This window comes from Rhodoferax koreense, assembly GCF_001955695.1.
In the GTDB taxonomy this organism is placed as follows: domain Bacteria; phylum Pseudomonadota; class Gammaproteobacteria; order Burkholderiales; family Burkholderiaceae_C; genus Rhodoferax_B; species Rhodoferax_B koreensis.
In genome coordinates this window covers 913630-925582 of record NZ_CP019236.1, presented here as the reverse complement: position 1 = coordinate 925582, position 11953 = coordinate 913630, and the positions used below count along the sequence as shown (strand labels likewise).

At 63.6% G+C, this 11953-nt stretch carries 12 protein-coding genes; 2 read left to right on the top strand and 10 right to left on the bottom strand.

Going from position 1 to position 11953, the window contains the following annotated elements; all coding sequences use genetic code 11:
* Nucleotides 1–81 precede the first annotated feature (81 nt).
* On the top strand, nucleotides 82–1137 hold the full coding sequence (locus RD110_RS04390) for a malate/lactate/ureidoglycolate dehydrogenase (RefSeq protein ID WP_076197059.1): 1056 nt from the start codon (nucleotides 82–84) through the stop codon (nucleotides 1135–1137).
* 37 nt (nucleotides 1138–1174) lie between these two features.
* On the opposite strand, the gene slmA is transcribed toward RD110_RS04390, so the two are convergent.
* The 3 genes from slmA to RD110_RS04375 all read right to left on the bottom strand — a co-directional run bounded on the left by slmA (nucleotide 1175) and on the right by RD110_RS04375 (nucleotide 3952).
* Nucleotides 1175–1846 (bottom strand): nucleoid occlusion factor SlmA, encoded by a 672-nt coding sequence (slmA, locus tag RD110_RS04385; RefSeq protein WP_076197057.1) that lies wholly within the window; start codon nucleotides 1844–1846, stop codon nucleotides 1175–1177.
* Between the two features lie 21 nt (nucleotides 1847–1867).
* Entirely contained in the window at nucleotides 1868–2773 is a 906-nt protein-coding gene (argB, locus tag RD110_RS04380) for an acetylglutamate kinase (RefSeq protein WP_076197055.1), read from the bottom strand.
* A gap of 75 nt (nucleotides 2774–2848) precedes the next feature.
* Nucleotides 2849–3952 carry an MraY family glycosyltransferase gene (locus tag RD110_RS04375; protein WP_076197053.1) on the bottom strand — a complete coding sequence of 368 codons (1104 nt, stop codon included), beginning with the start codon at nucleotides 3950–3952 and terminating at the stop codon, nucleotides 2849–2851.
* Between the two features lie 156 nt (nucleotides 3953–4108).
* Between RD110_RS04375 and RD110_RS04370 the strand changes: the two genes are divergently transcribed.
* Nucleotides 4109–4870 carry a glycosyltransferase gene (locus tag RD110_RS04370; protein ID WP_076197051.1) on the top strand — a complete coding sequence of 254 codons (762 nt, stop codon included), beginning with the start codon at nucleotides 4109–4111 and terminating at the stop codon, nucleotides 4868–4870.
* 49 nt (nucleotides 4871–4919) lie between these two features.
* Here RD110_RS04370 and RD110_RS04365 read toward each other — a convergent pair whose 3' ends face one another.
* From RD110_RS04365 to wecB, 7 genes are read right to left on the bottom strand one after another with little or no spacing between them, the layout of a single operon-like run.
* Nucleotides 4920–6575: a DUF2079 domain-containing protein gene (locus RD110_RS04365; protein WP_157900053.1), complete on the bottom strand. Its 1656-nt coding sequence runs from the start codon at nucleotides 6573–6575 to the stop codon at nucleotides 4920–4922.
* An 11-nt stretch (nucleotides 6576–6586) separates the two neighbouring features.
* On the bottom strand, nucleotides 6587–7618 hold the full coding sequence (locus RD110_RS04360) for a glycosyltransferase family 2 protein (RefSeq protein WP_083686097.1): 1032 nt from the start codon (nucleotides 7616–7618) through the stop codon (nucleotides 6587–6589).
* Between the two features lie 22 nt (nucleotides 7619–7640).
* Nucleotides 7641–8060, bottom strand: coding sequence for a GtrA family protein (locus RD110_RS04355; protein ID WP_076197045.1), 420 nt, complete (start codon nucleotides 8058–8060; stop codon nucleotides 7641–7643).
* Nucleotides 8041–8628, bottom strand: coding sequence for an acyltransferase (locus tag RD110_RS04350; protein WP_076197043.1), 588 nt, complete (start codon nucleotides 8626–8628; stop codon nucleotides 8041–8043). The genes RD110_RS04355 and RD110_RS04350 overlap by 20 nt, the downstream gene beginning before the upstream one ends.
* Nucleotides 8628–9740, bottom strand: a complete 1113-nt coding sequence (locus RD110_RS04345) for a DegT/DnrJ/EryC1/StrS family aminotransferase (protein WP_275425876.1) — start codon at nucleotides 9738–9740, stop codon at nucleotides 8628–8630. The genes RD110_RS04350 and RD110_RS04345 overlap by 1 nt, the downstream gene beginning before the upstream one ends.
* Nucleotides 9731–10867: a glycosyltransferase family protein gene (locus tag RD110_RS04340; protein ID WP_076197039.1), complete on the bottom strand. Its 1137-nt coding sequence runs from the start codon at nucleotides 10865–10867 to the stop codon at nucleotides 9731–9733. Before RD110_RS04340 ends, RD110_RS04345 begins: the two co-directional genes overlap by 10 nt.
* Nucleotides 10864–11913 carry a non-hydrolyzing UDP-N-acetylglucosamine 2-epimerase gene (gene wecB / locus RD110_RS04335; protein ID WP_394329439.1) on the bottom strand — a complete coding sequence of 350 codons (1050 nt, stop codon included), beginning with the start codon at nucleotides 11911–11913 and terminating at the stop codon, nucleotides 10864–10866. Before wecB ends, RD110_RS04340 begins: the two co-directional genes overlap by 4 nt.
* Between the last annotated feature and the right edge of the window lie 40 nt (nucleotides 11914–11953).

Below are 11953 nucleotides of genomic sequence, written 5' to 3'. Positions count from 1 at the left end.
GAAGCCTCTGCAACAGGCCCTTCGACAAGCTCAGCGCGAACGGTAACCCTGACCCTGAATCCCAACAAAGCCTCTTTTCACATGTCAAAAACCATTCCAGCGCACGACCTACAAGCGCAAGTAGCTACGATTCTGATAGCAGCCGGCAGCAGCCGCGAAGAGGCCGACCAAGTCGCGGCCAACCTGGTGCTGGCCAACCTCAGCGGCCACGATTCACACGGCGTGGGCATGGTGCCGCGCTACGTCGACGCCGTGCTCGAGAAAGGCCTGAGCCCCAACGCGGCGGTCAAGGTCAACCTCGACATCGGCACCATGCTGTCGCTCGACGGACAACGCGGCTACGGCCAGATCGTGGGCGTGCAGGCGATGGAGCTCGGCATGGCGCGCGCCAAGCAGCACGGCAGCTGCATCATGACCCTGGGCAACGCGCACCACCTGGGCCGCATCGGCCACTTCGCCGAGATGGCGGTGGCGCAGGGCCTGGTGTCCATCCACTTCGTCAATGTGATGTCGCGGCCGGTGGTGGCGCCCTGGGGCGGCGCGGACGGCCGCTTTGGCACCAACCCTTGCTGCATCGGCGTGCCGCTGGAAGGCCGCGAGCCCTTCGTGCTCGACTTCGCCACCAGCCGCGTGGCCCAGGGCAAGATGCGGGTGGCGCACAACAAGGGCATCCAGGTCGAGGCGGGCACCCTGATCGACGAGAAAGGCAACCCGACCACCGATCCCGGCGTGGTGGTGGTGCCGCAGAGCAACGGTCTGTTCGGCGCGCTCATGACCTTCGGCGAACACAAGGGCTACGGCATGGCGGTGGCGTGTGAACTGCTCGGCGGCGCGCTCAGCGGCGGCGGCACCTGGCACCACCCCACCACGGCGGCGCGCGCCGTGGTCAACGGCATGCTGACCATCCTCATCGACCCGGCCAAGCTCGGCACCCAGGCCAGCTTCGCGCGGGAGGCCGATGCCTTCGTGGACTGGCTCAAGAAGGGTCCGGTGGCGCCAGGCTTCGACGCGGTGAAGATTGCCGGCGACCCCGAACGCGCCACCCGCGTGGCCCGGCGCGAGGAAGGCATCACCGTGGACGACCAGACCTGGCAGGAGATTCTGGATGCGGGGGCGAAGGTGGGCGTGGCGGTTTGAGCGGCAAACCCCCTCTCCGTTCAACTGATCTCGGCCGCTAGGCCAGCAAGCGCGCCAGGCTGGCTTCCAGGTATTCCGACGGCAGCCGCTTGAACCCCGAGCGGGCGAAACGCTGCAGCCGCCCGACCACGAAGGCGGTCAGCAGCGAGGCCTGCACCTGGGCGTCCACCGTTGGCGTGGCGCCATCGGAAGGGCGCAGGCACTGCCGCAAGGTGGCCTCGATCTTGTCGAAGAACAGGTTCATGCGTTGCTGCAGCCGTTCGTTCTCGAACACCAGCGCGTCGCCGACCATGACACGCGTCATGCCAGGGTTTTTTTCCGCAAACTGGAGCAGCATCACCACCAACCGACCCGCCTGGCGCGGACCGGCGGTGGCATCGGGCACGGCTGCAGCTTCCACGGCCAGGGCGTGGCGCGCGACGATCTGGTTGATCAGCGAGAACACCGATTGCTCGATGAACTCGATCAGCCCCTCGAACATCTGTGCCTTGCTGGCGAAGTGCCGGTACAGCGCGGCCTCGCTCACCTCGAGCCTGGCGGCCAGCGCCGCCGTGGTGATGCGCTCGGCACCGGGTTGCTCCAGCATCGCGGCCAGGGCCTGCAGGATCTGCACGCGGCGCTCGCCGGGCTTGGGGCGCTTGCGGACGACCGGCGGGGCCGCCACCGGCGCCAGCGCTGGGGCGGATTCGAGGGCGTCGGCGTCAGGCATGGCGGAAGGCGCCCTGTCCGACTAGTGCGACCGGATCATCGTGCCATACGCCTGATCGGTCAGGATCTCCAGCAGCATGGCGTGCGGCACGCGGCCGTCGATGATGTGCACGGCGTTCACGCCGCTCTTGGCCGCATCCAGCGCGCCAGCGATCTTGGGCAGCATGCCGCCGGAGATCGTGCCGTCGGCGAACAGCTCGTCGATCTCGCGCGCGGTCAGGTCGGTCAAGAGCTTGCCAGCCTTGTCGAGCACGCCGGGCGTGTTGGTCAGCAGCACGAGCTTCTCAGCCTTGAGCACCGTGGCCAGCTTGCCGGCGACCACGTCGGCATTGATGTTGTAGCTTTCGTTCTGCTCGCCGAAGCCGATCGGGCTGATGACGGGAATGAACGCGTCGTCCTGCAGCGCCTTGACCACGCTCGGGTCGATCGCAACGATGTCGCCGACCGAGCCCACGTCGTGTTCCTTGGTGGGATCGGTGTTGTCGACCATCTTGAGCTTCTGCGCGCGGATCAGCCCGCCGTCACGGCCCGTCAGGCCCACGGCCTTGCCACCGGCCTGGTTGATCAGGCCCACGATGTCCTGCTGCACCTCGCCGGCCAGCACCCATTCGACCACTTCCATGGTCTCTTCGTCGGTGACGCGCATGCCCTGGATGAAATGCCCGGTCTTGCCCAGCCGCTTGAGCGCTGTCTCGATCTGCGGCCCGCCGCCATGCACCACCACCGGGTTCATGCCCACCAGCTTCAGCAGCACCACGTCTTCGGCGAAGTCGGCCTGCAGCGCAGGATCGGTCATGGCGTTGCCGCCGTACTTGATGACCAGCGTCTTGCCGTGGAACTTGCGGATGTACGGCAAGGCCTGCGCCAGGATTTCGGCTTTCTCGCGCGGGGCGATTTTGGACAGGTCAGGATCGGCAGGGTTGGACATGGTGCGGTTCCAGAAGAAAGAAAACTGCCGGATTGTAGGAGAGGACTGTGAAAGGGCGCATGCGCCCTTCGGCCTCTACCGCCGCAGCCAGCGCGGCACCTTGAAGCGGATGATCATCATGTAGGCCGCTACGTAGGTGACGACGAACAGCGCGGTAAAACCCATCAGCACGGCGGTATTGCGCCAGAAGAGCACGGCCGGCACCACGGTCAGCAAGGTGAAGGCCCACAGGTACGGCGAGGTGCGGTTGTTGCGCATCAGCACCCGGCGGGACTCGTCGTCATGGAAGACGCCGTGCACGATGCGGCGGTAGATGAGCTGGTGAAAGTGCAAGGCATCGGCCACGCCCGGCGACACGCCCCGCGTGAGCTTGCGGTAGATGGAGAAGAAAGTCTCCCATACCGGGTAGATCAACAGCAGCATCGGAAACCAGGGCGAGACCATGTTGTGCCGCTGCACCAGCACGACGCTGCCCAGCGCGATCACCACGCCCCAGAGGTAGGCCCCGCCATCCCCGGCGAACAGCATGCCGCGGGGATAGTTCCAGATCAGGAAGCCAGCTGTGGCGCCGGTGAGGCAGATGAGCATGCCGGCGAGTTGGCGGTCGCCCACTTGCAAAGACACGTAGATGAGCGCCAAGGAGACGATCAACGCGACCATGCCCGAGAGGCCGTTGTAGCCGTCAATGATGTTGAAGGCGTGGGGGAGGCCCATGATGGCGATGAGGGCGAGGACCATGCCGAGCCAGGGGGCGCTGAATAGGAGCATGTCCACCAAAGGAATACCAAGCCGAGGTACCGAGGCCCCAACGAGCCATATAGCGAATAAGCCGGATAAACCAGTCAGCGTCAAGCGATAACGCACACTCAGCCGCTGCGTGAGATCCTCCGCGATGCCTCCGACCAAGGCCGGCAGCACGGCCAAAGTCCAGCCACAGACCAACGACGCCGGGACGCCCAGATTCCCGTAGTTTTCGACGAAAAACAGCGCAATCGCAGCACCCCAGGCGACCAATAGCCCGACAAAGACCGCCAAGCCACCTAAGCGAGGCACATCCCCCACGTGAAACCGCTGGGGCATGGCGTCACCGTAACGCTTCGCATGGCCGCGCGCTCGGCGCACAACCAACATCCCGGTAAACATACTCACCCAGAAGCTCAGAAATAACAGAAATAACATTCAAACTAACGAATCAGGGGACTAGGAATGGACACGTGCTCCATGGGCGGAGCCGAGAACTCTTCATGGCATTGTGCCCGAGGGGACGACAGATGCGGGGGTCAGCCGTCATCCATCGTGCATACGCACATCTAGAATGGTCTACCTCTCGATATCATGCAAAGATCAGCCACATCCCGCCTATCCGTCACGGTTTCGATTGTCAGCCACGGACATTTGGAACTCGCACTTCCGCTGCTGCAGCAGCTTGATACATACAGCCACACCGTGATCGACAGGGTGCTGCTGACAATCAACATTCCAGAGAAAAGTGATTTAGCGGATTTAGCCTTGCGATTTCCCGTCGACGTCATCAATAACAGACAGCCCAAAGGCTTCGGGGCGAACCATAACCATGCCTTCTTGGCATGCAAAGCGCCATGGTTTCTTATTCTCAATCCCGATATACGCCTGACGGCCGATGTGCTCGGGCCGCTCGTCACTCGAGCAGACGCAAAGAGCGGGCTGTTGGCTCCGCGCATCATCGAGCCGGGAAAAATGGCGCCGGAAAATCATCGCGCACTTATCACGCCAAAGGAAATATTGAGTCGGCACTCCAGACATTACCAAAGCCCCGCCGTACCGGTTTGGATTCCAGGCATGTTCATGCTGTTCCGAAGCAAGACCTTCGCAGAAATCAATGGCTTTGACGAGCGGTTCTTCATGTATGGGGAAGATTTCGACATCTGTGCGCGAGCACGATTGGCTGGCTGGCAATTACAAGTTGATGAGAACTTGCGAGCCATCCACGATGCTCGGCGTGCCAGTCACAAAAGCCACCGCCATCTCTATTGGCATGTCGCAAGCCTGCTGAAAGTATGGATGTCTGCGGCTTTCTGGCGGTATCGGAAGCTCTGTCGATATTCAGCAAGCATCTAAATTTGCCTGTCGAACATAGGCTTGCTCCATTCTTAGTACGCTTCCGGCCTCAGGAACGCGGCGCCGCGATCGCTGGCTGGGGAGCCGCTGATCGGCGCAACACAATCAGCCCCGCACCGAGAATCTCCCGCTCCACGGCGAAACCTTGCCGAATTGCTCGCTCCAGCAAGCAAGCGTTCACCTGCGCGACCTGCTCCGCATTGCCTGGATAAGGCAAGCCGGTCACGAACGCTGCCTTACCGTCAACCAGCGCGCCAGAGATAACCAACACGTCCGCGTGGTCGAGGCCTGAGGGGTACAGTGCCAACGCGTGCGAATGGTACAGCACCGGCATTGCGCCTTCGACCGCACTAACTCTTGCACCGGCAGAGACGGCATCCGGAAGCTGCTGGATCCAAAACAACATAGCTCGCTCCGGCGATTGATCGCGGTGTACATAGAAGCGATAAACCGCCCGCAGGATCCCGCCCTGCGTCCGATCGGCCGCAGGTGCGGTGAAGGTAGCTTCGAAGGGCTGATAGGTGGCAGCCAGAACTAATGAAGCACTGGCGCTGGCTATCGCCACCAGTACGCGCGCGCCGCCCTGTGGCAGCCAGTCCATAAATCGGGCGAAACCGATCGAGGCGGCGAACACCAGGAAGGGAATGTACATGGCGTGGTAGTGCGTGACCCAGCCGTTCAGCTCGGCGCCGCCGGTGGTCACGATCAGGTTCGGCAGCAGCGCCCCCAGGGCGAGCAGCAGATAACGCCAGCCCGCCAGACAGGCCATCCAGCCCAGGAACAGCAGATTGGTTAGCGCAAACACCACCATGCGCGGATCATGGAATCGCTCGACCAGCGCGCGCGCGGTCAAGTAGGCGTTGGCGCGCAGGCTGCCGCCCCCCTCAAAGCCGTGAAACATAACGCTGAAGTACCAGGCGAGGTAGGCCACCAGCAGCAGAGGGAGGCCCAGCCAGAACCCTGCCTGCGCGCGCACGCGGCGCCATGGCAGCGCCAACACGACGAAGAATAGCAGCGCGGCCAGCACCATGATGGTGGCGCGCTCGGTCGTCATGGCCGCGAGCAACGCGACGCACGCGATGCCCGCCAGTCTGCCGCGTGTGAGCGCCCCTTCCTGCAAGGCCCCCCGATGCAGCAGGTACAGCAACCCGAGCATGAGCGGCATGTAGAGCCGGTCGAGGTAGTAGTCGCCCATGGCCGAGAGCGACCAAGCCGGCCAAGCCGCAACGGCAATGGCGAACGCGGCGACCGCCAGCACGGGCAGGCCGGAGCGACGCAGGAACACCCAGGGCATCAGCACCAGGGCCAGGTGCGCTGCGGCATTGAGCCAGGCGAAAGCATCGTGCGTCCCTATAAGCCGCGCCAGCACCGCGATCGGGTACAACAGGAAGTACGCGTGGTTGTCCAGCACGTTGTAGCCATCGCCCTCCAGGAACGGCAAGGCAGCGGCACAGATACGCGCGACCGGCCAGTCCAGCATAGGCGCGACCACGGGCCACGACAGGACCGTGTGCGACAGCGGCAGGCCGTGCGCCAGGATGGAATCCACCGACTCGAACAGAAACACGCTGTCCAGGTGCCGCAGCGGCGTAATGCGACGGAAATAGTTGGCTAGGAGCGCCAGCAGCACCAGTCCGACCAGCGAGAACAGCACAATACGAAGGCTCCGCAGGATGCTGCCTCCCCTGATGGCTGCAACGTTCATGGCCGCGTCGCTCACTGCGAGGTATTCGCGGCTGGTGCATTCTGATCGGCGGAAAGCGAACCGGCGACACGCACATCGGCGAGGGGCGCGTGAGCGAGCGACGTGTCGGAGATCACAGCCTTCTCGACAATGTACAGCGGGCGCTGCTTCACGTCGTCGTAGATGCGCCAGAGGTACTCGCCGACGACGCCTAGCATCATCATAATCAGTCCGCCGACGATCAATTGGGTAATCATGATGGGCGCGTAGCCTGGAAACGGTGTCTCGTTATGAAACCAAGCGAACACGATCACCAGGGCGTACACCAGACCGGCGATGGCCGTAACAAAACCCAGGCAGGACATCAGCCGGATCGGAAAGTACGAGGAGTCAAGCAGCAAGTCGGTGAAGTACTTGAACTTCTTCGCGAACGACCACCCAGAGCGGCCCACCGGCCGCTTCTGGCGCACATAGGGCAGGAAGGTCGTGGGAAAGCCGAGCCACAGCACGTCGCCCTGAAAGAAGCGATGCCGCCCCTTGAACGACAACAGCAGCCGCGCGGCACGGTGGCTCAGAAGCAAGTAGTCGAAACCGCCTCGCGGAATACGCGGGTTTGCGCGCCGGGCGATCCCGTAGGCCAGGCGCGAAAACAGTGTGGCGGCGACGTCGTCGTCGCGCGCCTCACGATGGGCGATCACCACTTCTGAACCCTCGCGCCAACATGCCACCATCTGGGCGATGAGCCCGGGCGGGTCCTGCAGATCGGCCGAGAGGGTGACGACGGCGTCACCGCGTGCAGCCTCGCAACCGGCCAGGATGGCACTCACCTGGCCGAAATTGCGCGATAGCTTAAGCAGGCGAACATGCGCGGGATAAGCCGCGTACAGGCCCTGCATCGCCTGCCAGGAGTCGTCGTCCGAGCCGTCGTCGACCAGCACCATCTCGAAGTCGAGGTCGGGAAAGTTCTGATCTCGCACGGCGAGCACTCCCTCGAAGGTGGGCAGCAGCGTCGGTGCGTTGCGAAAAACAGGCACGACCACGGAAATAAGAGGAGGAGAAGACATGGGTCGAGGAGGCGAAAGGATCTTAGGTCACGTCCGAGTCGAACACTATGTACCGTGACGAGACGAAGTTGAACGTGGCGACCACCGGGATGACGAGGAACTGGGCCGTGACGGCATTGAACAGCCCCGACTCCACCAGGGCTGCAAGCAGTCCAGTGCTGAGCAGGAAGCTCACGATGTAAACACCGGTAAAGGTTAAGAACTGTTTCCTACTGCGATGAACCGGCACCGCCCGGTCGCGAAATACGTAGAGTTTGCCCAGCAGGTAGCCGCAAATCAAGCCGAGCATCCACGCGAAGCCATTGGCGAGCGGATAAGCAACACCGGAGCGGACCAGCCCCGCATAGACCAGGAAAGTGACGGCCGTGTTGGCGCCGCCGGCCAGCCCGAAGCGCAGCACGCGCCCCAGGCCGGCGAGGCGTTCAGGGCTGGGCGTCTGCATGGGCGCGCTGGGCAAGGAACTGCCTCTCGAGGTCCAACAGAGTTTTCTTGCGCGTGCCGACGCGACGGGCCGGCGAGCCGGCGTAGATACCGAATGCCTCGCAGTCCGACTTGACCAGTGATAGCGCACCGACTGCTGCCCCCTCCCCCAGATGCACGCCCGGGAGTAAGACAGAACCGGCGCCGATAATGGCATGCCGACCAACATGTACTGGCGCGCTATCGACGCGCGTCCACTCGGTGGGCACCGTGGGGTTGGTCATGGCTTCACCGGAATAGTCGTCGCTGCTCGAATAGATGCTCACGCGCGATGAGATGTTGGAGAAATCGTCGAGCTGGACCCGCCCCGCGCCGATGATCGAGGAGAACACAGCAACGTGGATATGGTTGCCGATGGCGATGCCGCCCGCGCCGGCCGACAAGACGCAGAAGTCATCAATGCGCACGTGGTCGCCCAGAGCGATGCGGCTGGCGCCGTGGACCGAGGCCTTACGCGACAAACGCACCGCGTTGCCGACGGACAGAAACCCCATCTGCGCCAGTTCGGCCGGGCTGTAGAAAAGCGCCATCACGCGCCGCGCACCAGTTCGATGATGCGCGACTGGTCGCTCTCCGACAAGTCCGAAAAAATCGGCAGGCACAGCACCTGCTGCGCCACGCGCTGGGCGACGGGCAGGTTTTCCCGCGTGGCCGAAGGCAGGCCGCGGTACATCGGCATGTCGCTGATGAGCGGATAGAAATACCGGCGCGCCAGAATCCCATGGGTTTTGAGCTTATCGTAGAGCGCATCACGGCTAAGCGGGTAGCCGGGCCCGACCAGCACCGGGAAGTACGAGCCGTTGTGCGAGACGTCTTCCAGTGGCTGCGGAATCTCGATGCCCGACACGCCGCTTAGGCCTTCGCGGTAGCGGGCGTCGATGCGTAGACGGTGGGCGATAGCCTCGTCGACGTAACGCAGTTGCAGCAGGCCGAAGGCCGACTGAACCTCGTTCATCTTGCCGTTGATGCCGGGCGCGACCACGGTCACCTCGTCGGCAAAGCCGAAATTCTTGAGATAGTCGACCCGCTGCTTGGTCTTGGCGTCAGGGCAGATGATGGCGCCGCCCTCGAAGGTGTTGAAGACCTTGGTGGCATGGAAGCTCAGCACAGACAGGTCACCATACTCCAAGATGGAGACGCCTTTGCGGCGCACGGCGAAGGCGTGCGCCGCGTCATAGATCACGCGCAATCCGTAGATGTCGGCGATGCGCTGGATGGCGTCCACATCGCAGGGTGTGCCATAGCAGTGCACAGGCATGATGGCCGTAGTGGCTGGCGTGATGGCGGGCTCGATGCGCGCGGGGTCGAGGTTGAAGGTGCGCGGATCGATGTCGACGAACACTGGCCGCAGGTTGTTCCACAGAACGGAGTGCGCGGTGGCCACAAACGAATACGGTGTGGTAACGACTTCGCCCGTGATACGCAGGCACTGCAGCGCCGTCACCAGCGCGACGGTGCCGTTATTGAACAGGCACAGGTGCTTGACGCCCAGGTACTCGGCCAGTGCGGCCTCGAGCTCCTGGTGGAAACGGCCGCCGTTGGTCAGCCAACGCGAATCCCAGATCTGCTGCAGATAGGGGATGAATTCCTCGAGCGGTGGGAGAAATGGCTGAGTAACCGGAAGCGGCTTGTTCACGGGCAGATGCTATCAGATGAAGGTTGAAGGGCAGAAGAGAAACGGGCGGCCCAGCTGTTGCGACTGCGAAAGATCTCGATGGAAACGGCCGCATCGCGCTGCTCCGCGGCGTGGTCGAGTGCGAGCGCCCAGTCTGCCAAGGTGGCAAGCCGCACTCCAGGGTCTGCGGCGGCATGCAGGGGCATTTCACCGAAAGCGCTGCTGACCACGGGCACGCCCAAGGCACGGTACTCGTAGTATTTCACCGGGTCGACACATGCGGTGAGCGCATTGAGCCGGAATGGGATCAGCCCGACGGAAAAACGCGACATCTCGCGGATGGCTTGGTCGTGGCTGCAAGCAGGGCGCAACTCGATGTTCGCGGGCAGCGACGACGGCACTGCGCCGTGCACAGGGCCGATGAGCCGGAACGCACGGTCAGGGCACGCGGTAGCGAGGCCGACGACCATATCCCAGTCGAACCAGGACGCGATGGTACCCACGTAGCCCACCAACCCCGGCTCGCGCAGGCTGGCGAGTACGTCGACTGGCGGCAGCGTCGCCGGATCGCAGGCATTGCGGGCTAGCACCACATGCCGCGACAGGGAGGCAAACTTGTCGGCCAGCCGGCTCGAGGACACCAGGGTAACTTCGACGGTGCGGGCCATAGCGCGCTCGGTTTCGCGCACCGACGCCTTGGACAACCCGCGATGAAAGAATGGGAAGTCGTCCATGGCATCGTAGACGGTACGCGTGAAACTATGCGCCGGGAAGCCGGACTTCAACAGCTCGCAAGCCAGTTGTGAGGGCTTGCCGATCACCAGCTCGCAGTGTGGCTGGGCGCGGGCGAAGCGCTTGACTTCGTCGATCACGCCACGCCAGAGCAATCGGTTCAGGAACACACCACCCGGCAGTGGCTCGACCGGCGCAGCGGGCACGCGCAGCACGCGAAGCCAGTCCGGCTGCGGATGGGCCGGCTCGCGCGCGGTGTTGCGCAGGCGCGCGAAGTCCTGTGCCTGCGGCAGGCGGGTGGGATAGGGATCAAGCCAGAGCACCTGCCCGCCATGCATAGCATGGAACCACTCAGCGAACTTGTGCGGACGCTGGGCGAAACTAGCCCATGGCACAGCTGAAAGATAAACGAGCGCCCTCAAGCGAAATGTTTCAGCAACGTCTGTACGATACGGCCAGCCGCCATGCCGTCGCCATACGGCGAAATGCCGCGCGCCATGGCACGGTAGGCTTCGGGGTCGTCGAGCAGGTGCTGGGCCTCGGAAACAATGGCGTCCTCGTGCGGGCCGACCAGCTTGACCACGCCCTGCTCCACCGCCTCGGGCCGCTCGGTCTCGTCGCGCAGGACCAGCACCGGTTTGCCGAGCGCGGGCGCCTCCTCCTGAACACCGCCGGAGTCGCTGATGATGATGTACGCACGCTTCATCGCCGCGACGAAAGGCGCATACTCCAACGGCTCGCACAACGTGAAATTGGACAGGCCGGCCAAGTGGGCGTGGGCGACGTCCTTGACATTGGGGTTGGGGTGCACCGGGTAGACAAACTGCACGTCTGGGTTGCGCAGGGCCAGCGTGCGCAGGGCGCGGCAGACTTCCAGGAAGGGCGCGCCGAAGTTCTCGCGGCGGTGCGCAGTGACCAGCACCATGCGCGAATCGGCCGGGAAGTCGAAGCCGAAGTCGAGCTCGCGGCTCGCCGTCATCAGTAACGCGTCAATCACCGTGTTGCCGGTGACCACGATGTCGGCGTCGTCCACGCCTTCCTTGAGCAGGTTGCGACGCGAGCCCTCGGTGGGCGCGAAGTGCCACCGAGTCAGCCGGCCGGCGATGACGCGGTTGGCCTCCTCGGGAAACGGATTCTGCAGGTCCCAGGTGCGCAGGCCAGCCTCGACGTGACCGAATGGGATGCGGCGATAGAAGCAGGCCAGTGCCACCGTCATCACGGTAGTGGTGTCACCCTGCGCGAGCACCGCGTCGGGCTGCTCGCGCTCCAGCACCTGGTCGATCTCGACCAACAGGCGCGCAGTGAGCTGCGCCAGGGCCTGGTTGGGCCGCATGATATCCAGGTCGATGTCGGGCGTTGTACCGAAGAAGGTCAGCACTTGGTCCAGTATGTGGCGATGTTGCGCGGTGGCCAGCACGCGGCAATCGATCTCCGGAGTCCCGCGAAGGGCCAAGATGACGGGGGCCATCTTAACGGCCTCAGGGCGGGTGCCCACAGCGCAGATAATT

Bases quoted from the DNA above. Each gene is read 5' to 3' on its own strand.
- RD110_RS04390 (WP_076197059.1), top strand. From the start codon at position 82: ATGTCAAAAACCATTCCAGCGCACGACCTACAAGCGCAAGTAGCTACG.
- slmA (WP_076197057.1), bottom strand. From the start codon at position 1,846: ATGCCTGACGCCGACGCCCTCGAATCCGCCCCAGCGCTGGCGCCGGTG.
- argB (WP_076197055.1), bottom strand. From the start codon at position 2,773: ATGTCCAACCCTGCCGATCCTGACCTGTCCAAAATCGCCCCGCGCGAG.
- RD110_RS04375 (WP_076197053.1), bottom strand. From the start codon at position 3,952: ATGTTATTTCTGTTATTTCTGAGCTTCTGGGTGAGTATGTTTACCGGG.
- RD110_RS04370 (WP_076197051.1), top strand. From the start codon at position 4,109: ATGCAAAGATCAGCCACATCCCGCCTATCCGTCACGGTTTCGATTGTC.
- RD110_RS04365 (WP_157900053.1), bottom strand. From the start codon at position 6,575: ATGAACGTTGCAGCCATCAGGGGAGGCAGCATCCTGCGGAGCCTTCGT.
- RD110_RS04360 (WP_083686097.1), bottom strand. From the start codon at position 7,618: ATGTCTTCTCCTCCTCTTATTTCCGTGGTCGTGCCTGTTTTTCGCAAC.
- RD110_RS04355 (WP_076197045.1), bottom strand. From the start codon at position 8,060: ATGCAGACGCCCAGCCCTGAACGCCTCGCCGGCCTGGGGCGCGTGCTG.
- RD110_RS04350 (WP_076197043.1), bottom strand. From the start codon at position 8,628: ATGGCGCTTTTCTACAGCCCGGCCGAACTGGCGCAGATGGGGTTTCTG.
- wecB (WP_394329439.1), bottom strand. From the start codon at position 11,913: ATGGCCCCCGTCATCTTGGCCCTTCGCGGGACTCCGGAGATCGATTGC.